This window comes from Enterovibrio qingdaonensis, from assembly GCF_028683135.1.
GTDB lineage: Bacteria > Pseudomonadota > Gammaproteobacteria > Enterobacterales > Vibrionaceae > Enterovibrio > Enterovibrio qingdaonensis.
The window spans coordinates 65,000-84,371 of record NZ_JAJUBB010000020.1 but is presented as its reverse complement, the minus strand read 5'-3'; the positions used below and the strand labels follow the sequence as shown (position 1 = coordinate 84,371).

Genomic DNA, 19,372 nt, shown 5'->3' with positions numbered 1-19,372 from the left:
GCTGCGAAGCAGCGTACTAAGGTTATGCACCCATAACATTTTGAAGTTGAATGATCGGCATAAGCGTTGCTAACACGATGAACAACACCATACCCGCCATAATCATAATGAGAGCCGGGCCAAATATACCCAGTGCTATATTTACTTGTGACTCAAAGTCACGGTCTTGGTTATCTGCCGCGCGGGTCAGCATTGGCTCCAATTCCCCACTTCGCTCACCACTGGCGATCATGTGCAGCATCATGGGAGGAAACAACTTGGACTTCTCCAAAGAAACACGCAGGCTTGATCCTTCGCGCACTCGGTCTGACGCCTCAAGCACTTTGGTTTTCACCCACGTGTTCGTCATAACATTGGCTGAAACACGCATACCATCGAGTAGCGGAATTGCACTGGAGGTACAAATCGACAGAGTTCGGGCGAAACGTGAGGTATTCAGCCCCCTCGCCACACGTCCTATGACGGGCAAACTCAGCACACGCCTATCCCACGCTAATCGACGCTTTTCGCTTTTCAGCAAGCTCTTCACCGTGAAAATTAACGCAATGATGGCAGCCAGCACGAGCAGACCCCATTGGGTCACAAAGTCACTGATGCTAAGCAAGGCCTGCGTCATTCCCGGTAACTCGGTACCGGTATCCACAAACTGACCCACAATATCTGGGACAACCGTTGCCAACAAAAAAGCCACAATACCAATGGCCGCCACCGTCAATACCATGGGATAAACCATGGCCTGAATAAGTTTGTTTTTTACTGTTTGACGGTTTTCAACATAATCCGCAAGCCGATCAAGCACGGGGCCTAAGTGGCCCGATTTTTCACCTGCAGCAACCATGGAGCGGAACAACTGGTCAAACACATGCGGGTAGTCACCTAAGCTGTCTGCCAGGGTATAACCTTCAACAACACGCGCTCGCACACCCGTAAGCATGTTTTTCAAACGCTGCTTTTCTGATTGTTCCGCCACCGCTTTGATACACTCTTCAAGCGGCATTGACGCCTGAACCAGCGTGGCCAATTGACGGGTTAACAGAGCCAACTCACTGGTACTTATGCCGCGTTTAAAGCCAACAGACTGAGATTGGGTCTGCTGCTCTTTTTCATGTGACTGTGCTATCTCTGTTGGAACCAGTGACTTTTCTCGAAGCATCTGTCGCGCTTGACGCGCAGTATCCGCTTCAATGACACCTTTAACTGTTCGTCCTTTGGCATTTAACGCCTTGTATTCAAACGCCGCCATCAGCCCTCCCGCGTCACACGCAAGACTTCTTCAAGCGTTGTTTGGCCCGCGCGTACTTTAGACAAGCCATCCGTGCGGATACTTGGCGTCGTTTGACGGATGTAACGCTCAATGGCTTGTTCACCCGCTTCGTTATGGATCAGCTCTTGAACTTGAGTATCAACCACCAGTAATTCATGAATACCGGTTCGACCACGGTAACCTTTGTGATTACACGCTTTACAGCCTGTCGCACGATAGAGGGTTAACGGCTCATCGTCTGCCATATCAAACCATGCTTTACTCTGCGCATCGGCTTCATAAGGTTCTTTACAGGTAGGGCACAAGGTACGGATCAATCGCTGTGCCAATACGCCCAACAAAGAGGACGACACCAAGAACGGCTCAATGCCCATGTCACGAAGACGTGTCACGGCACCCACTGCCGTATTGGTGTGCAGCGTAGACATCACCAAGTGACCAGTAAGCGAGGCTTGTACCGCAATTTGCGCAGTTTCCAAATCACGGATCTCACCCACCATCACCACATCCGGGTCTTGGCGCAGGATGGCACGAAGGCCACGAGCAAAGGTCATATCAACTTTGGTGTTAACCTGCGTCTGACCAATACCGTCGATATCAAATTCAATCGGGTCTTCAACAGTCAGAATATTGCGTTCAGAGCTGTTCAGTTCGGTGAGGCCAGCATACAGCGTGGTGGACTTACCTGAACCCGTTGGACCGGTAACCAGCAAGATGCCGTGAGGACGTTTAATAAGTGTCTGGAAGTTATCATGCACGGAGCGAGTCATACCCAAACTTTCTAAGTCCAGCTGAGTCGCATTTTTATCTAATAGACGCAGTACGACACGTTCACCGTGTGAAGAAGGCATTGTCGATACACGCACGTCTACCGCTCGACCACCAATACGCAGTGAAATACGGCCATCCTGAGGAACGCGTTTTTCAGCGATATCAAGACGCGCCATCACTTTGATACGCGAAACCAACAGTGGGGCCAACTTGCGGCTTGGACTCAATACCTCACGCAGCACACCATCCACACGGAAGCGAATGGATAGGCTCTTTTCAAACGTTTCGATATGAATATCTGAGGCGGTCTCTTTAATGGCCTCGCCTAGCATGGCGTTGATGAGCTTGATAATTGGTGCGTCATCTTCCGACTCAAGCAGATCTTCGCTTTGTGGCAACTCTTCGGCCAGTGCAAAGAAATCATCACTGTCAGCACCAATGTCTTCCATCAATTGCTGCGCTTCAGAAGAGTCACGCTGATAGAGCTGGGTTAGCTTAGGGTCAAACTCATCACTCAACAGCTTAATAGGCGTAAAAGCGTGTCCTAAGACACGCCTTACTTCCGCCAATACTGCAGGTTTAGGTTGATCGCGGTAATAGAGCAGGTAACCCTGCTCCGTTCGTTCAACCACCACACCATGACGTTTGGCAAAACCAAAAGGCAATCGGGTCGTGCTCAATGGCACATCCTGTTCAAGCTCCGCCACAATGTCGATGTCTGACTCTGTCAGTTGCGTATCCATACTGCGATTACCTCAATTCCGCCATGATTGCGCGGATTTCAGCTGGCATGGATAAATCCGCGCCGTATTCAGGTAGAACAGGCGTAGTGACACCTGGCATCAACTTCACTTCTTCTTGCGCTCGGTAAATCTGCTCTGCACGGATGTAGTTGTACTTGCGCTGTGTGATGCCGTCTGCCGTCAATCCAGTGCGAATGATGGTTGGCTTAATAAACAACATCAGGTTTCGCTTGGTTTTACCTGACGACGTTGATTTAAATAGGTGCCCTAACAGAGGAATATCACCTAATAGTGGAACTTTTTGCTCGCTCTCATTGGTTTGCTCATCAATCAAACCACTGAGCACAATCATTTGCTGGTCCGCGGCCAACACGGAGGTGGTTAGCTGACGTTTACCAAATCGAATATCGACTGCACCGCTGGCACCCAATACGTTTGAGATCTCTTGTTCGATACTGAGCTGAACAGAGTCCCCTTCGTTAATCTGCGGGGTCACTTTCAGCTTGATACCCACATCTTTACGCTCCACGGTCTGGAACGGGTTGTCATTGTTCGAGCCCGTCGCAGAACCGGTGACAACCGGCACTTCCTCACCCACGATAAAAGAGGCTTCTTCGTTATCAAGCACCATCAAGCTCGGTGAGGACAAGATGTTGGAATCACTGTTAGTCGACACAGCGGTAACCAATGCCGTCCAGTCGCCCATGACAATAGCGGCGGCTAGACCGCTCACGCCACCAAGCACTTCAGCGATAGCGGTTGGGTCACCCGATTCCGTGATCGGAACTTGCACCAAGTTGTTGTTATTGTCGAAACGAGACTCCGTTGTGGTGGTGTCTTTCGCTTCTTCCTGCGCCGCCAGATAGTTTGTAATCGGCACGCCAGTATTACCAAACTGAATGCCACCACCATCCAGTGAACCCCACTGAATGCCAAGGTTCGCGCCGTCGCTTTCCGACATCTCCACGATCATGGCTTCAATCAAAACCTGCGCTCGGCGAATATCTAACTGTGCAATCACGCTTTCCAGCGCGCGCATAATGTCAGGTGGCGCGGTGATCACTAAGGCGTTTGTACCTTTATGCGCCGAAATTTTCACATCCCCGCCAGATGCAGCCGCATTGGCTTGACGTTGTCCGCCCTGCTTTTCTGCCACCAGGTTTTCTGACACACCTTGAAGCACTTCAACAACGTCTTCCGCTTTTGCATAACGCAGATACACCACACGGTTATTACCAATGGTGGCCATTTCACGGTCGAGTTGAGAAATCAATTTACGAATACGATCGCGAACCTGAGGTTCACCAGAGATCAAAACGGAGTTAGTACGCTCATCTGCCACAAAGCTCGGTTGCAGCAATGCCGGAACATTTTTTCCGTCAGCTTGCTTGTGCAACGATTCAACAATGCGCACCATTTCAGACGCAGACGCATGCTTAAGGTTAACTATCTCAACTTCCGTATCGCCCGCCTGATCCACGCGCTCAATGATATTGGCCAAACGGTTTACTACTGCAGCATTACCCGTAATCATAATCACGTTAGCAGGGTCGTAATGAACAACGTTACCGGCACCGGCGTTATCAATAAGCTGGCGAAGCAACGGAGACAGCTCACGCACGGTCACATTCTTTACCGACACGACGCGAGTAATAATGGCATCGCCTTGAATCGAATTGTTGCCGACAACTGGAATCGCTGACTGTTTGGCGTCTTTGTCACGCACCACTTTCAGCACACCGTTTTCCATTTCCACAACCGCAAAGCCATAGACTTCGAGCACGTTAAGGAAAAACTGGTAGTACTGCTCTTCATTGAGTACGTCATAGCTACGCACATTGACCTTTCCGCGCACGGCAGGATCAACAATGATGGTTTTCTCGAGATTGCGTCCCACAATTTCGATAAACTCTTGCATGTCAGTGCCTTTGAAACTTGCGCTAAATTCCGCCGCCCAAGCTCCTGCACTCTGCATGGCAAGTACGCCAGCGATTAGCCAAGCATTCCGTTTCTTACCGTTTTTCACTGTATTCTCCGTCTCCAGTCTTAATTACAGACTGATATAGATTTCGTGCAACTGACCATCACGTTGGACGGTTAGGCTAATTTCAGACGCATCCGACAAGCTTTGCCAGATACGATTCATCTCTGCAGGATTGGTTAAATCCGCACCATTGATGCCCACAGCAATGTCTCCCGTTTGAAGTCCAGCGTCCTTAAACAAGCGACTGTCGCTACCCGGACCTAGTCGATAACCAATCAGACCGGACTCATTTTGCTCACGAGACAAGGTGATATATTTCAACAAAGCCTGAGGGTTATTCATGATCTCTGCTTTCACAGAGCTTAGGTCGGAACCTGCAGAAGCGCGTTGTTGCGCTGGGGCTTGCTTCACTGGGCGTTTGTTCTGCTGATTTGGCTGGTTGTAATCAACACCCGCAAGCATCAATGCTTCATCGCGGCCATTGTTTCGTAATATAACGCGGTCATTCAGCACTTGTCTGAGGGTAACGCGGGTGCCTTCAATCGGCTCACCAATACCGTAGGTTTTCTGTGAACCGCGGTTGGCGATAACAGCGAGGCCTCGTTCTGGTTCAGAGCTTGCAACCAAGCCTACCAAGGTCAAATTAAGCTTGGTTTTTGGTGCCTCAACAACAGGCTGAGGTTTTGGCTCCACAGGGGCGACTTTCGCGTTAAATTCACCAAAGAATTGATGACGGGCGAGCTGATCGACGTGATAAGCAGGTGCGGTACTGGATGCAGTGACGACAGCTTGAGGTTGCGTGCCAACCTGATCAATAGTGGGTTCAAACCACACCCAAACAAGTCGACCTAGCGTCCAAGCCAGAAACAAAATCAACAGGCAAGCCACCCACTTTGCCAGACGGGTATGAAACTCTTTCCCTAGTTGTGGTTGCGCAAAATGTGCCAAGCGCGATATCCCAAAATTCGAAGACATGCTGTTCCTGTTTTTATAAGCCGACATTTCCAAAGTCATTCAGCTGATAACTGAAGTTTATATCTATAAAAAATCTTCAGTTGATCGACTCTTCAATTTACCCTTTTTCTGGGCACTTGCCGATAAGTAGGAGCCTATTTTTGGGTTAATAATTCCAATTCAGCTTGAAAGTTAGACGGTAAAGCACCATATAAGACCCCTAATTGTGATGCTGATCGTATTAAGCAAACGTGATAAGTTTAGCCACCATACGGTAGAGAGGTGTTTAGTGGGCTCCAAACACGAAAAAAACGACCAAAATTTGCAAGTAAGGCTAGATAAATGGCTTTGGGCTGCACGCTTTTATAAAACGCGCACCATCGCCAGAAACATGATCGATGGCGGTAAAGTGCACTACAACGGCCAACGTTCAAAGCCGAGCAAGATTGTCGAAGTCGGTGCTGAAATTAAACTGAGACTTGGATTTGACGAAAAAATCGTGATCATCGAAAAGCTTAGTGAGCATCGCCGAGGAGCCCCCGAAGCCCAAACGCTCTACAAAGAGACGAACGAAAGTCTGACACGTCGAGAACAGCGCAGTATCGAACGTCAGCTTCACGCTCACAACCCAAGCCCAGATCGTCGTCCTGACAAAAAGCAGCGACGCGATATTATAAAATTTAGAAACAGTAACGATTAACGCCGGAGAAGTTATCCCATGGCACAAGATAGTCTGCACCGTTACTTGTTCGATGGCGTTTCAGTACGCGGCGAACTGGTTCAACTTTCTGACTCTTTCCAACAGCTCACAGGAAGCAAGGACTACCCTGCACCTGTAAAACGCCTGTTGGGCGAACTAATGACAGCAACAAGCCTGCTAACCGCGACGTTGAAGTTTGAAGGTAGCATTACCGTTCAACTTCAAGGTGATGGTCCGGTTTCATTGGTGGTTATTAACGGTAACCACAACCAAGTGCTTCGCGGCACCGCACGTTGGAACGACAGCCTCCCAAGTGAAGGCACACTGCCAGAGTTGATGGGGAATGGTCACATTGTGATCACTATTGAACCTGAGAAAGGTGAACGTTACCAAGGCATTGTTGGTTTAGAAGCTGACACACTTGAAGCTTGCTTAGAAGATTACTTTGCGCGCTCAGAGCAATTGAAGACACGTCTATGGCTTCGAACGGGTGATGCAGATGGTCAAGATAAAGCCGCAGGTATGCTGCTTCAAATTTTGCCAGATGGTCTTGGCAATAATGAACAAGATTTCGATCATTTAGCGCAGTTGACAGAGACAGTTAAGAGCGAAGAACTGTTCAAATTGGACGCTGAAGAAGTGTTATATCGTTTGTATCACCAAGAAAATGTAAAAGTGTACGAACCAAAAACCGTCACATTTAAGTGTTCATGCTCCCGCGAGCGCAGCGCATCAGCGATTGCTGCCATCGAACGCCAAGAAATTGAAAAAATGGTCGAAGAGACCGGAAACATCAAACTTCACTGTGATTACTGCGGCACTGACTATGAGTTCGATTCTGTTGATATTTCATCAATTTACGAACAAAACGGTCCAGCTTCTGACACCGTACATTAATAATTTTCTTTATTAAATAACGGTCAAAAAACCCACAAAAACCGGCCTCTGTGCCGGTTTTTTTTATTTATTTGCCCAATTTTCCCACAAAAGCTACGCTGAATTATAACTGCTTAATTTTGTACAAATAATAACCGATATAGTGTGGCACAAGTGCGCAACAAGGCGGTAATATTAAAAAGACACAACGGAAAAGAGAATTACATTCCCTTAATTTGTTTGTGGTTATTTTTTGAATTGAATCCCTGAATTGCCCAGTTCAGGTTGCTAGCATGGACGACAGTTAATTACATCTTACCCAAGGAGCACCTATGACTGTCATGAACGTCGAGAAAAAGGTTGCAAATAATATGGATTTGTCAAAGCACGGTCTTTTCAATGTAAAAGAGATTGTTCGTAACCCTACATATGAACAACTTTTCACAGAAGAAACCAAACCAGAGTTAGAAGGCTACGAAAGAGGTACTGTTACCGAGTTAGGTGCAGTCTCTGTAGACACTGGCATCTTTACTGGTCGCTCACCGAAAGACAAATACATTGTGCGCGACGATACTACCCGCGACACCATGTGGTGGTCGGATCAAGGCAAAAACGATAATAAGCCAATCGACCAACACGTTTGGGATGATCTCAAAGCCCTTGTTACTGCTCAACTGTCTGGCAAACGCCTGTTTGTGATTGACGGTTACTGTGGTGCAAACCCTGATACCCGCCTAAGCATTCGTGTTGTGACTGAAGTTGCGTGGCAAGCGCACTTCGTGAAAAACATGTTCATTCGTCCAACAGAAGAAGAGCTGGAAAGCTTCGAACCTGATTTCGTGGTGATGAACGGTGCGAAATGTGTCAACGAGAAGTGGGAAGAGCACGGTCTGAACTCTGAAAACTTCACGGTCTTTAACCTGACTGAGCGCATGCAGTTAATTGGCGGCACTTGGTACGGCGGCGAAATGAAGAAAGGTATGTTCGCAATGATGAACTACTTCCTTCCGCTGAAAGACATTGCATCTATGCACTGTTCTGCAAACATGGGTAAAGAAGGTGACGTTGCTGTCTTCTTCGGTCTATCCGGCACTGGTAAAACCACGCTGTCTACTGACCCTAAACGCGCGCTGATCGGTGACGATGAGCACGGCTGGGATGACAACGGCGTGTTCAACTTCGAAGGCGGTTGTTACGCGAAAACCATCAAACTGTCTAAAGAAGCTGAGCCAGACATCTACAACGCAATCCGCCGCGATGCGCTGCTAGAAAACGTGACAGTTCGTAACGATGGTTCTATCGATTTCGATGACGGCTCTAAGACTGAAAACACCCGTGTTTCTTACCCTATCTACCACATCGAAAACATCGTTAAGCCTGTGTCTAAAGGCGGCCACGCAAACAAAGTAATCTTCTTGTCTGCTGACGCATTCGGTGTGCTGCCTCCGGTTTCTAAACTGACTCCTGAGCAGACTAAGTACCACTTCCTATCAGGCTTCACTGCGAAGCTGGCAGGTACTGAGCGTGGTATCACCGAGCCAACACCAACCTTCTCTGCGTGTTTTGGTAATGCGTTCCTGACGCTGCACCCAACCAAGTATGCAGAAGTACTGGTTAAGCGTATGGAAGCGGTTGGCGCAGAAGCGTACCTCGTTAATACCGGTTGGAATGGTTCAGGCAAGCGTATCTCTATCAAAGATACCCGCGCGATCATCGATGCCATTCTAGATGGCTCGATTGAAACAGCAGAGACCAAACACATTCCTGTGTTCAATCTGGAAGTCCCATGCAAACTGCCTGGTGTTGACCCAGAAATCCTTGACCCACGCGACACCTACGTTGACCCACTTCAGTGGGAAAGCAAAGCAGAAGATCTGGCTCAACGCTTCGTGAAGAACTTTGAGAAATACACAGACACTGCAGAAGGCCAAGCACTGGTTAAAGCCGGTCCTCAGCTGTAATTTCATCGAGTGCTATAACAACGACAAAGCCCCCATCTGGGGGCTTTTCTTTATCTAGCATCACGCACTCCTCGTTTACTTCTTGAATAATGGTGTTTTTTACGCCAACCTCAAGTAAACAAGGGGCTGAAGCCCCTATTCCTTTATTCGATGCTTTGTTTGAGTCGCCCTAATGCAGTGCTCATACAGGGGATTAAGAGAGACTGACTCGCCATGCGATTGCTCATGAAGTTGTTTGCATCCGTATTCATTGTTGTCGCTGTGGCTCTATTGACCCTCGTCGCTCTTCTCCATACGCAATATGGATTGACGATGGTAAAACACACCATCAGTACTTTCTCTTCTTACACGCTGACCGCAGAAAAGCTTCACTACGACATTACTCAGCCTTTTTCGCTAACGTTTGATGCGCCCTCCTTGCGTCACGCTCAACGCGAATCCGCACAAAAGGACTTTCAGGCTGATTCAGTCAGCATAACGCTAGCACCTCTGTCTTCGCTTTTAGGAGACTACACCCTGAATAGTTTGGTCATTAAAGGGGCGGACTTTACCGATAGAGTGCACGACGCGTTGCCCACTACATTGGCCATCAAGCATGTGGCGTTGGATTCTATAAACTATTCTGGCCCATCAATGTCTTTTAAAGACGCGGCCATTCAATTAACCGACTGGACTAACAGCACTGCATCCTGGGGAGACTGGAGAGGCCAGTTTTTGTTTTCCTCGGCTTCTGTAGAAGTGGACGGCTTGCCCGTTAGCAACGTACTGCTTGATAGCGAGAGAGCTAAAGACGGCTGGGAGATATGGGGGATCTCGTTTAACAGTTCATGGGGCAATATCACTGGCAGTGCAACCCTTTCCGACTCGCATCAATGGTTGTTCCATCAGCTCACACTCAGTGATGCTCGGCTTGAATATTCTGAATCGCTCAACCGCATCATCAAGCAGGGAAAAGATTTCGCAAAAGACAATGAGGTAGCGATTCGCCGTTTCGACCTGCTCGATATCAGTGCCTCTTTTGACAACGTCACCATCGAGCATCTAAACGCCTCAATACAAGATCTGGCCCTAAAGCAAGGAGAGCTTTTACTGCCAGATACTAACGCCCTTATCTCTTTCAACGCGAGTTTGCTGCGCTATAAAGACTGGGTCATGACAGATATCTTGTCGGACGTGGCACTTAACGATAACAACCTCGATGTAAACGCGTTTTCAACCAAAATTGATGACAATGGGTTCTTTTCGTTTTCTGGCTCGCTCAATGCGTCATCACTCTTAGTCGATAACCTTGTTGTTGCAGGGCTAAATCTCGATGCTGAAGACCCCATATTCCAATCTTCACTGAGCATCCTGCAGTCGCTGGATGATATTCAGCTGAACAACGTTACCGTTAAGCACACCCAACTGCAGCATTTAGACAAGCAATTTCCCCTGCAGGCCATTGGGTTAAACCTTCGTGGGCAAGACATCATTCTCAAGCAAGCGGGGCATCCTGGTCTTTGGCAAGGCAAATTGTCCGCCAGCGCGGCCAGTGCCAGCATTAACCGCATTCCGATTTCGTCGCCCTATTTTTCCATGACAAGCGACGCGGGAAAGTGGCAAATAGACCCAATTTCTCTTTCCTTTCTTCAAGGACAACTCTCGGCTAAGGCACAGATTGATTTGTCACGCCCAAGTCTACCTTGGCAATTTACCGCAAGCGGCCTAAGCATTCCAAATGATCTCTATACACGATGGCTTGGGTTGCCGCTTAACATCAATGGCGAACATGATATCGAGATGACCCTATCCGGGTTAGCAGATAACGAAGACAGTTTTGCCTATAGCCTGAGTGGCGAGTTGACAGCGACACCACACCGGCTTTGGCTGCACTCTGAAGAGGGACAATCCTTGTCACAAAGTGTACTGAGTGCACTGCATCACCACTCCGATACACAACAGAAAAACCAACGGCCACTTGCAACGGGTGTTATTACTCTGAATGCCGATCGCGGGCGCATTTCGCTGCCTGCTGTGCCTATAAAAGAAAACACACAGCGTCTACGCCTGTCGGGAAATTGGGATTTAGTCTCGGGCGATGCCGATTTACGATTGTCTAAATAGCGAATGGACTAGCCAAAGAGTAACGTTTGGGCTTGTGATTCATCGGCATCATCTTGGGCTTCAGGTAGCAATACATAGGTCCCAACAAAGGTACCGGCGACATCATCGCCGCTAAAAATGGTCACTTCCATTTTTACGCGCGCTTTTCGGCCGCTTGCTAAACGATCGAGATCGCCGCTTAAATTGTCCAAAGACACCGCGGCACGAGGACGCTCAGTGACTGGCCGTCCATAGCGAATGTGGCTGTCTGCCAAGACAATACTCGCCGACAATTGACGTTCTTTCATCATCAGCCACACCATGCCCCATCCTGCTAGCGTTGCCATGCTAAAGACACTACCAGCAAACATGGATTGGTGAGGGTTGAGATTTGCATTGAGCAAAGCCGCCACTTCAAAGCGATAACCCGTGAACTGGGAAATCCGCACACCCATCTTGTCACTGATAGGGATCTGTTGCTGCCAGCGATGCTGCAGCTCCTGACACCATTCAGGGCGACGAACGACATCAGACATGGGGTCGAGTGGTTTGAGCATCTGTTGATGGCGCACAGGGCCGCGCTCTTCACTCAATTCACCTTGGTTAACAAAGCCGTTTCCGCCATAGAAACCAATCGCGTCTTCGCGAGAGTTACACACTAAGCGTTTAGCTCCTTCCTGGCGAGCGAGTGACTCCAGAGCCATCAGAATGAGTGCTCCTAGACCACGCCCTCGATATTGAGGTGCTACGGCCATATAGCGGATTTGGCCATCATTGTCGGGACTGATATAGAGACGACCAACGGCGATCGGGTCGCCTTTGGCATCAATAATCATCCTGTGATGAGAGCCGACGTCATAAGCATCGCGCTCAGATCCTTCAGGTTGACGCCACGGCTCACGCAGCATCTTCCAACGAAAGTGGTAGTATGCCTGAAGTTCATTGTCTTTCGTTGGCGTCACCAATCGAAACATGCTGCTCTTCTCCCTGTGAGCCGAAATCGTTTTCTATGTTAAACCTGAAGCCAGAACGTCACCGGGCCATCATTGACCAGGCTCACCTTCATATCTGCCGCGAATACACCGTTTTCTGTGCGCACGCCGCTGTCGCGACAATGTTGTGAGAATACGTTGTAAAGGCGATCTGCTTCTGCAGGAGGTGCACCATTAAAGCTCGGGCGCATGCCTTTGTTTGTGTCCGCTGCCAGCGTAAACTGAGACACCACCAGCACCTCGCCTCCTGCTTGCTGCACGTTGAGGTTCATCTTGTCATTCTCGTCACCAAAAATTCGGTATCCGAGAACTTTCTCATGCAAACGATGTGCTTTTTTATCATCATCGCCTTTTTCTACGCCCAGCAATACCAGTAAACCTTTACCAATTTCACCAACAACCTTGCCGTCAACCACGACATTGGCTTCACTGACTCGCTGTATAAGCGCAATCATATCAGCTCCTTCTTTATCATCTTAATTATCAATAGGCAGGCTAGGTACGTCGCTCTCAGAGGCGTTCCATAGGTTTTTCTCACCGAGAGATGCAGTAACTTCTGCTCCCAACAGGACAATACACCAGCTGAGATAGACCCACACAAATAAAAGGGGAATAACTGCCAACGCGCCATATATCAGCTCGTAAGATGGAAACTTCGCGACATAGATAGAAAAGCCCTTCTTACTGAATTCAAACAACAAGCTAGCAAAGACAGCACCCGTTAACGCATGCCATATCACTACGCGGCGATTGGGCACCAGTGTGTATAAACCAAAAAATGCTAATGTCGTTAACGTAAACGGCAACGCGCGAAGTAGGGTCGGTGCCCACATCTCACTGCCTTCAACGTTCAGAAGGTTCAGCGAACCAAGGTAAGAGCTAACACCGATACTGGTCCCTACCATGACAGGTCCCAGCGTCAGCACCATCCAGTAAATTGAAAATGAAATCACAGGTGCACGTTTGTGCTTAACGCGCCATATGTAGTTCAGGCTCGTATCAATGGCAGAGATCAGCATCAACGCCACCACAAAAAGAAACCCAACGCCTACCGCTGTCATTTTGCCTGCATTGGCCACAAACTCATTGAGATACTGCTCGAGTACCTCGCTCGATGCGGGAACAAAGTTATGCAGCACGAAGTACTTTATCTGCTCCCCCGCGCCAGCAAAGGTTGGAAAGATAGACAAGGCAGACAAAAGCACTGTTATCAACGGCACCAACGACAATAACGTCACGTAGGCCATGTACCCAGCACTAACCGTCAACCGATCGTGATTCACACGTAATACGAGGTGTTTTGAAAAAGCAAACAGGATATGTCCCATCCTGAGCAAAGAAAGCTTGAGTCGTTCCACAGCTTCAACCATAGTTTTTTGTTAAGAAAGTTATCATATACCCAAACAAACTCGAGGTGCAGGTTTCTGGTGGTTTGGGTATTCACCAATGTTTCAAGGAGCTTACCGTGCGACTTCTCTCCTCGCTGTTTCTCATTTTTGCACTCTCTGGGTGCCAGTCCGCTTACTATGCCACGATGGAAAAAGTCGGCATTCATAAACGCGACATCATGGCCGATCGTGTCGAAGCGGCATCGGACGCTCAACAAGAAGCCAGTGAGCAGTTCACCAGTGCACTGGAATCACTCACGGCGTTGACCCATTTTGATGGTGGCGAACTGGAAACCATGTATAACACCATCAACGATCAGTACGAAGAAAGTGAAGCTGCCGTCGAAAATGTGCGTGAGCGTATTGGTGCAGTCGAAGACGTTTCTGACGCCCTTTTTGATGAGTGGCAAGAAGAACTGTCTCTCTACTCCAGTGCCAAACTTCGCCGTGAAAGCGAGCGTAAACTCAAAGAAACCGAGCGCAGTTACAACCAAATGCTGTCTGCGATGAAGAAGGCAGAAAGCAAAATGGAACCCGTTTTAGACACGCTCCGCGATAATGCCCTGTATCTTAAACACAATTTAAATGCGGCTGCGATAGGCGCATTAAAAGGTGAGTTTGCCGGATTAGAGCAAGAAATCAACAGAGCAATCAAAGATATGAAAGCCGCCATTGCAGAGTCGGACCGTTTTTTAGCCACACTAAAGAGCTAAGAAAGTCTCACTAATTTCTCATGGTTGAAACGCATCATGTGAGACAAATTCCTTTAAGGTTTTGGCAGGCAAAAAAGCCTGCATTCAACGGAGTATTTCCGTCTCTCAACCTGGAGGAGAACACATGAGCATTATTTCCTGGATCATTCTTGGGCTTCTGGCTGGTATTCTGGCGAAGTGGATCATGCCTGGGAAAGACGGTGGCGGATTCATCATGACAACGCTGCTGGGCATCGCAGGTGCCGTTGTCGGTGGTTGGGTCAGTACCTTGATTGGCATTGGCACTACTGGCGGCTTAAGCATCGGCAGCATCATTATGGCGACGGTGGGCGCACTTATCCTGCTATTTATCTATAACAAAGTCGCGAAATAACGATTTCCATAAAAAAAAAGCCTCCCGATTGGGAGGCTTTCTTATTTGTTACGAACCTAACGCTTATTTAGCACCACGGCTAGCGCGCTTACGGTCGTTTTCAGTCAGCAGTTTCTTACGAATACGGATGCTAACTGGTGTTACTTCTACCAGTTCGTCGTCATCGATGAACTCTAGAGCTTGCTCAAGGGTGTACTTGATTGCTGGGCTCAGAACCTGTGCTTCATCCGTACCAGATGCACGAACGTTAGTCAGCTGCTTACCTTTCAGACAGTTAACTGTCAGGTCGTTTGAACGGTTGTGAATACCGATTACCTGACCTTCGTACACTTCATCAGCGTGCTCAGTAAACAGACGGCCGCGCTCTTGCAGGTTGAACAGTGCGTAAGTCAGTGCTTTACCTGTTGCATTAGAAATCAGTACGCCGTTGTTACGCTGGCCGATAACGCCAGGCTTCATTGGACCGTAGTGATCGAACGTGTGGTAAATCAGACCTGAACCTGAAGTCAGAGTCATGAACTCAGTTTGGAAACCGATCAGGCCACGAGAAGGCATGATGAAGTCCATGCGCACACGGCCTTTACCGTCTGGAGACATGTCAGTCAATTCGCCTTTACGAAGACCGATTTTCTCCATTACGCCGCCTTGGTTTTCTTCAACAACGTCGATGGTTACAGTTTCAAACGGCTCTTGTTTCTCACCGTCGATTTCTTTGATGATTACTTCAGGGCGAGAAACCGCCAGCTCGAAGCCTTCACGACGCATGTTTTCGATCAGGATAGACAGGTGAAGCTCACCACGACCTGATACACGGAAACGATCCGGGTCACCCGTTTCTTCAACGCGCAGAGCAACGTTGTGAACCAACTCTTTCTGCAGACGCTCAAGGATGTTACGTGAAGTAACGAACTTACCTTCTTTACCAGCGAACGGAGAGGTGTTCACCTGGAAAGTCATGGTAACAGTTGGCTCATCAACAGACAGAGCTGGAAGTGCTTCAACTGCGTTTACGTCACAGATGGTGTCAGAGATTTTCAGCTCACCAAGACCTGTGATTGCAACGATATCACCAGCATTAGCCAGTTCAACATCGTGACGCTCAAGACCTAGGTAACCTAGAACTGAACCTACTTTACCGTTACGGGTTTTACCGTCAGCACCGATAACAGTCACTTGTTGGTTTGGCTTCACAGAGCCACGTGTTACACGGCCTACACCGATAACACCAACGTATGAGCTGTAATCTAGCTGAGAGATTTGCATTTGCAGCGAACCGGTTGCGTCAACTTGTGGTGCAGACACGTTGTCTACAACAGCTTGGAACAGAGGTTCCATGTTCTCGCCAGTTTCGCCTTCTTCCAGTGTCGCCCAACCGTTCAGTGCTGATGCGTAAACCACTTGGAAGTCTAGCTGCTCGTCAGTTGCACCCAGGTTGTCAAACAGGTCAAATACCTGATCCATAACCCAGTCAGGACGCGCGCCAGGACGGTCGATTTTGTTGATAACAACGATTGGTTTCAAACCGTGAGCAAACGCTTTTTGCGTTACGAAACGGGTTTGCGGCATAGGGCCGTCAACCGCATCAACGATCAGCAGAACTGAATCAACCATCGACATGATACGCTCTACTTCACCACCGAAGTCGGCGTGTCCTGGGGTATCTACGATGTTGATACGGTAGTCATTCCAGTTAATAGCGGTGTTCTTCGCCAGAATGGTAATGCCACGCTCTTTCTCGATGTCGTTCGAGTCCATGACGCGTTCTTCGTGCTCGCCACGGGTTTCCAAGGTGCCAGACTGCTGAAGCAGTTTATCAACCAAGGTAGTTTTGCCGTGGTCAACGTGCGCGATGATCGCGATGTTTCTTAGTTTATCTATCTGTAAGGTAGACATGGGTTCTCTTTCACTCAAAAAAGATGTGCCGTCAAAAGCCACCATCTATTAGTAGATGAGGCACTCACCGCCACTTGATTAAAAAAACGGCCGTAATTTAACAGATTTTTACTCAAAACCCACGAACTATGTGACCTATGATCGATTTATATTCGTTTAGCCTTATCGATGACACACTCTAAGGCGTTTAAAAAAAGGGTGGATACCCCCATTTTTTCTTATCCGCGGGCAATTCTCGCGCCACATGAAGGCAAAACATAGGACTCCGATCGAGATCACAGCTCAAGCAACCCATCTCAAAACACAGACATCATTGATTGACAACAATCAGTAACCGCTGCTGAATGGTTCCGATAAGGACGCAATCCTTCCTTGCACCATAATGGTGCGGACGCGCACCAAAAGTGAGCACAACTTGTCACTCTTGTGGCACTAAGTCGCCTAAACATAGGTATTTACGGGAATTTAAAACTTGGCACGGTTTTCGCTTTAGGAAGTTCAGACCATTTTTGGTGGGGCGCACCTAAGCCACTTCGCCATTTTAGAGAACAATGACACCGGAGGTTTATTCACATGTCAGTAGAAAACGTACTCGCCCTAATCCAAGAGCACGAAGTTAAATTTGTTGACTTGCGCTTCACCGACACCAAAGGTAAAGAGCAGCACATCTCAATCCCTGCGCACCAAATTGACGCAGACTTTTTTGAAGATGGCAAAATGTTCGATGGCTCTTCTGTCGCGGGCTGGAAAGGCATTAACGAATCAGACATGGTAATGATGCCAGACGCATCTTCTGTTGTGCTGGACCCATTTACTGAAGACAGCACGCTGAACATCCGCTGTGACATCCTTGAGCCAGCAACAATGCAAGGTTACGACCGTGACCCACGCTCAATCGCGAAACGTGCAGAAGACTACATGCGCGCTACTGGTATTGCAGACACCGTTCTTGTTGGTCCAGAGCCAGAGTTCTTCCTGTTTGACGACGTGAAGTTCAACACTGACATGTCAGGCTCTTTCTACAAAATTGATGACGTAGAAGCGAGCTGGAACAGCGGTTCTTCTTTCGAAGGCGGTAACAAAGGTCACCGTCCAGGCGTGAAAGGTGGTTACTTCCCAGTAGCTCCTGTTGATTCATCACAAGATATCCGTTCAGCAATGTGTCTGGTAATGGAAGAGATGGGTCTGGTTGTTGAAGCACACCACCACGAAGTAGCAACTGCAGGTCAGAACGAAATCGCAACGCGTTTCAACACCCTGACCACCAAAGCGGATGAAATCCAAATCTACAAGTACGTTGTTCATAACGTTGCTCACGCATTCGGTAAGACAGCGACTTTCATGCCTAAACCACTGGTTGGCGACAACGGTTCTGGTATGCACGTTCACCAATCACTGGCGAAAGATGGCCAAAACCTGTTCGCAGGTGACAAGTACGGCGGCCTGTCTGAAACTGCTCTGTTCTACATCGGCGGTATCATCAAGCACGCACGTGCTATCAACGCCTTTGCTAACCCATCAACTAACTCGTACAAGCGTCTTGTACCAGGCTTTGAAGCACCTGTTATGCTGGCTTACTCAGCGCGTAACCGTTCTGCTTCTATCCGTATCCCTGTGGTACCAAGCCCGAAAGCACGTCGTATCGAAGCGCGCTTCCCAGATCCAGCAGCAAACCCATACTTGGCGTTTGCATCACTGCTGATGGCAGGTCTTGACGGTATTAAGAACAAGATCCACCCTGGCGATGCAATGGATAAAGACTTGTACGATCTGCCAGCTGAAGAAGCGGCTGAGATTCCAAAAGTTGCAGAGTCACTGGAAGTTGCACTGAAAGCACTGGATGAAGACCGTGCGTTCCTGACAGCTGGCGGCGTATTCTCTGACGATTTCATCGATTCTTATATCGATCTGAAATCTCAAGACGTTGAGAAAGTGAACATGACAACTCACCCACTGGAATTTGAACTGTACTACTCAGTGTAATTCTTGCCGGGTTGCTCGGAAATCAAAGGGCTCGCTCACAAGCGAGCCCTTTTTCTATTGTGGTACAAACGTTTAGGCGCAAAATATCCATTTTTACTAAGGGATAAAAACATGCGTATCGTCGGTGCTCTGCTTCTTGGTTGTGCATTAACATCTCCAGCAACTGCAGACTCTTACTATCGTTGGGTCGATGAAAACGGTGTTGTACATTTTAGTGACTCACCACCAGAGGCCAGCATCGAGCTAGAAATCGAACTCAAAGCGATTCCATTAAACACCAGCCCTCAAATCGCGGCTCCTCCTTCACCAGATGCGCCTCCCGTGCCGCCAGTACCAGACGCCCCAATGGCCAGCGATATCCTGCTGCTTTCACCGCTTGACGAAGAAACGATCAGAAACAGCGAAGGCAGCATCACAGTATCTGTGTCTACAGACCTACCTCTCGGTGAGAATCAATCTGTCCGCGCAGTCATTGATGGCAAAGCGCAGAAATCCCAACAGGGATTATCGATTGAACTAAACAACATTGACCGAGGTGAACACAGCATCAAGGTCCAACTTATACAAGATGGCAAGGTAATTGCTTCATCTGATTCAGCTACTGTGTTTTTGCACCGAACTATTCATCGGAAAGCACCGCCCAAAGCAACACCTAAGCCGTTGTAAACTCGCCGACCTTATCCGTTGTCGGTCGT

Annotated in this window: 16 protein-coding genes; 8 read left to right on the top strand and 8 right to left on the bottom strand. The window is 48.4% G+C overall.

What is annotated here, in order from left to right; genetic code table 11:
• Nucleotides 1–22 precede the first annotated feature (22 nt).
• Genes gspF through gspC form a run of 4 tightly spaced genes read right to left on the bottom strand, consistent with a single transcriptional unit; the run spans nt 23 to nt 5,737 of the window.
• On the bottom strand, nt 23–1,243 hold the full coding sequence (gspF, locus tag LRP49_RS20620) for a type II secretion system inner membrane protein GspF (protein ID WP_274144545.1): 1,221 nt from the start codon (nt 1,241–1,243) through the stop codon (nt 23–25).
• The gene (gene gspE / locus LRP49_RS20615) at nt 1,243–2,778 is read right to left on the bottom strand and encodes a type II secretion system ATPase GspE (RefSeq protein WP_274144543.1); all 1,536 of its coding nucleotides are present in this window, start codon (nt 2,776–2,778) and stop codon (nt 1,243–1,245) included. Before gspE ends, gspF begins: the two co-directional genes overlap by 1 nt.
• Nucleotides 2,779–2,785: 7 nt before the next feature.
• Complete coding sequence (gene gspD / locus LRP49_RS20610; protein ID WP_274144541.1) at nt 2,786–4,804, bottom strand: type II secretion system secretin GspD; 2,019 nt, start codon at nt 4,802–4,804, stop codon at nt 2,786–2,788.
• A gap of 24 nt (nt 4,805–4,828) precedes the next feature.
• Entirely contained in the window at nt 4,829–5,737 is a 909-nt protein-coding gene (gene gspC, locus LRP49_RS20605; protein WP_274144539.1) for a type II secretion system protein GspC, read from the bottom strand.
• A 268-nt stretch (nt 5,738–6,005) separates the two neighbouring features.
• Between gspC and hslR the strand changes: the two genes are divergently transcribed.
• The 4 genes from hslR (at nt 6,006) to LRP49_RS20585 (ending at nt 11,356) form a co-directional block, all read left to right on the top strand.
• A complete protein-coding gene (hslR, locus tag LRP49_RS20600; protein ID WP_274144537.1) occupies nt 6,006–6,416 on the top strand; it encodes a ribosome-associated heat shock protein Hsp15 in 411 nt (136 codons plus the stop codon).
• Between the two features lie 18 nt (nt 6,417–6,434).
• Nucleotides 6,435–7,313, top strand: a complete 879-nt coding sequence (gene hslO / locus LRP49_RS20595; protein ID WP_274144535.1) for an Hsp33 family molecular chaperone HslO — start codon at nt 6,435–6,437, stop codon at nt 7,311–7,313.
• 311 nt (nt 7,314–7,624) lie between these two features.
• Nucleotides 7,625–9,253 (top strand): phosphoenolpyruvate carboxykinase (ATP), encoded by a 1,629-nt coding sequence (gene pckA / locus LRP49_RS20590; protein ID WP_274144534.1) that lies wholly within the window; start codon nt 7,625–7,627, stop codon nt 9,251–9,253.
• 225 nt (nt 9,254–9,478) lie between these two features.
• Nucleotides 9,479–11,356 (top strand): AsmA family protein, encoded by a 1,878-nt coding sequence (locus tag LRP49_RS20585; protein WP_274144533.1) that lies wholly within the window; start codon nt 9,479–9,481, stop codon nt 11,354–11,356.
• Between the two features lie 8 nt (nt 11,357–11,364).
• Here LRP49_RS20585 and LRP49_RS20580 read toward each other — a convergent pair whose 3' ends face one another.
• Genes LRP49_RS20580 through LRP49_RS20570 form a run of 3 tightly spaced genes read right to left on the bottom strand, consistent with a single transcriptional unit; the run spans nt 11,365 to nt 13,697 of the window.
• Complete coding sequence (locus tag LRP49_RS20580) at nt 11,365–12,309, bottom strand: bifunctional GNAT family N-acetyltransferase/hotdog fold thioesterase (RefSeq protein ID WP_274144531.1); 945 nt, start codon at nt 12,307–12,309, stop codon at nt 11,365–11,367.
• A gap of 38 nt (nt 12,310–12,347) precedes the next feature.
• Nucleotides 12,348–12,782: a D-aminoacyl-tRNA deacylase gene (gene dtd, locus LRP49_RS20575; RefSeq protein WP_274144529.1), complete on the bottom strand. Its 435-nt coding sequence runs from the start codon at nt 12,780–12,782 to the stop codon at nt 12,348–12,350.
• A 21-nt stretch (nt 12,783–12,803) separates the two neighbouring features.
• The gene (locus tag LRP49_RS20570) at nt 12,804–13,697 is read right to left on the bottom strand and encodes a virulence factor BrkB family protein (RefSeq protein ID WP_274144528.1); all 894 of its coding nucleotides are present in this window, start codon (nt 13,695–13,697) and stop codon (nt 12,804–12,806) included.
• A gap of 95 nt (nt 13,698–13,792) precedes the next feature.
• Here LRP49_RS20570 and LRP49_RS20565 point away from each other — a divergent pair, with 95 nt between their 5' ends.
• Both LRP49_RS20565 and LRP49_RS20560 read left to right on the top strand, forming a co-directional pair.
• Nucleotides 13,793–14,428 carry a DUF2959 domain-containing protein gene (locus LRP49_RS20565; RefSeq protein ID WP_274144526.1) on the top strand — a complete coding sequence of 212 codons (636 nt, stop codon included), beginning with the start codon at nt 13,793–13,795 and terminating at the stop codon, nt 14,426–14,428.
• A 124-nt stretch (nt 14,429–14,552) separates the two neighbouring features.
• Nucleotides 14,553–14,801: a GlsB/YeaQ/YmgE family stress response membrane protein gene (locus LRP49_RS20560; protein WP_274144524.1), complete on the top strand. Its 249-nt coding sequence runs from the start codon at nt 14,553–14,555 to the stop codon at nt 14,799–14,801.
• Between the two features lie 63 nt (nt 14,802–14,864).
• Here the strand turns inward: LRP49_RS20560 and typA are convergent, their stop codons facing one another.
• Nucleotides 14,865–16,694: a translational GTPase TypA gene (gene typA / locus LRP49_RS20555; RefSeq protein WP_274144522.1), complete on the bottom strand. Its 1,830-nt coding sequence runs from the start codon at nt 16,692–16,694 to the stop codon at nt 14,865–14,867.
• A 573-nt stretch (nt 16,695–17,267) separates the two neighbouring features.
• On the opposite strand from typA, the gene glnA reads away from it, so the two are divergent.
• Nucleotides 17,268–18,677 (top strand): glutamate--ammonia ligase, encoded by a 1,410-nt coding sequence (glnA, locus tag LRP49_RS20550; RefSeq protein ID WP_274144520.1) that lies wholly within the window; start codon nt 17,268–17,270, stop codon nt 18,675–18,677.
• A gap of 111 nt (nt 18,678–18,788) precedes the next feature.
• Nucleotides 18,789–19,343 carry a DUF4124 domain-containing protein gene (locus tag LRP49_RS20545; protein WP_274144517.1) on the top strand — a complete coding sequence of 185 codons (555 nt, stop codon included), beginning with the start codon at nt 18,789–18,791 and terminating at the stop codon, nt 19,341–19,343.
• Nucleotides 19,344–19,372 lie beyond the last annotated feature (29 nt).

Bases quoted from the DNA above. Each gene is read 5' to 3' on its own strand.
- hslO (WP_274144535.1), top strand. From the start codon at position 6,435: ATGGCACAAGATAGTCTGCACCGTTACTTGTTCGATGGCGTTTCAGTA.
- LRP49_RS20570 (WP_274144528.1), bottom strand. From the start codon at position 13,697: ATGGTTGAAGCTGTGGAACGACTCAAGCTTTCTTTGCTCAGGATGGGA.
- dtd (WP_274144529.1), bottom strand. From the start codon at position 12,782: ATGATTGCGCTTATACAGCGAGTCAGTGAAGCCAATGTCGTGGTTGAC.
- LRP49_RS20560 (WP_274144524.1), top strand. From the start codon at position 14,553: ATGAGCATTATTTCCTGGATCATTCTTGGGCTTCTGGCTGGTATTCTG.
- typA (WP_274144522.1), bottom strand. From the start codon at position 16,694: ATGTCTACCTTACAGATAGATAAACTAAGAAACATCGCGATCATCGCG.
- gspF (WP_274144545.1), bottom strand. From the start codon at position 1,243: ATGGCGGCGTTTGAATACAAGGCGTTAAATGCCAAAGGACGAACAGTT.
- gspE (WP_274144543.1), bottom strand. From the start codon at position 2,778: ATGGATACGCAACTGACAGAGTCAGACATCGACATTGTGGCGGAGCTT.
- LRP49_RS20580 (WP_274144531.1), bottom strand. From the start codon at position 12,309: ATGTTTCGATTGGTGACGCCAACGAAAGACAATGAACTTCAGGCATAC.
- LRP49_RS20585 (WP_274144533.1), top strand. From the start codon at position 9,479: ATGAAGTTGTTTGCATCCGTATTCATTGTTGTCGCTGTGGCTCTATTG.
- glnA (WP_274144520.1), top strand. From the start codon at position 17,268: ATGTCAGTAGAAAACGTACTCGCCCTAATCCAAGAGCACGAAGTTAAA.
- LRP49_RS20545 (WP_274144517.1), top strand. From the start codon at position 18,789: ATGCGTATCGTCGGTGCTCTGCTTCTTGGTTGTGCATTAACATCTCCA.
- gspC (WP_274144539.1), bottom strand. From the start codon at position 5,737: ATGTCTTCGAATTTTGGGATATCGCGCTTGGCACATTTTGCGCAACCA.
- pckA (WP_274144534.1), top strand. From the start codon at position 7,625: ATGACTGTCATGAACGTCGAGAAAAAGGTTGCAAATAATATGGATTTG.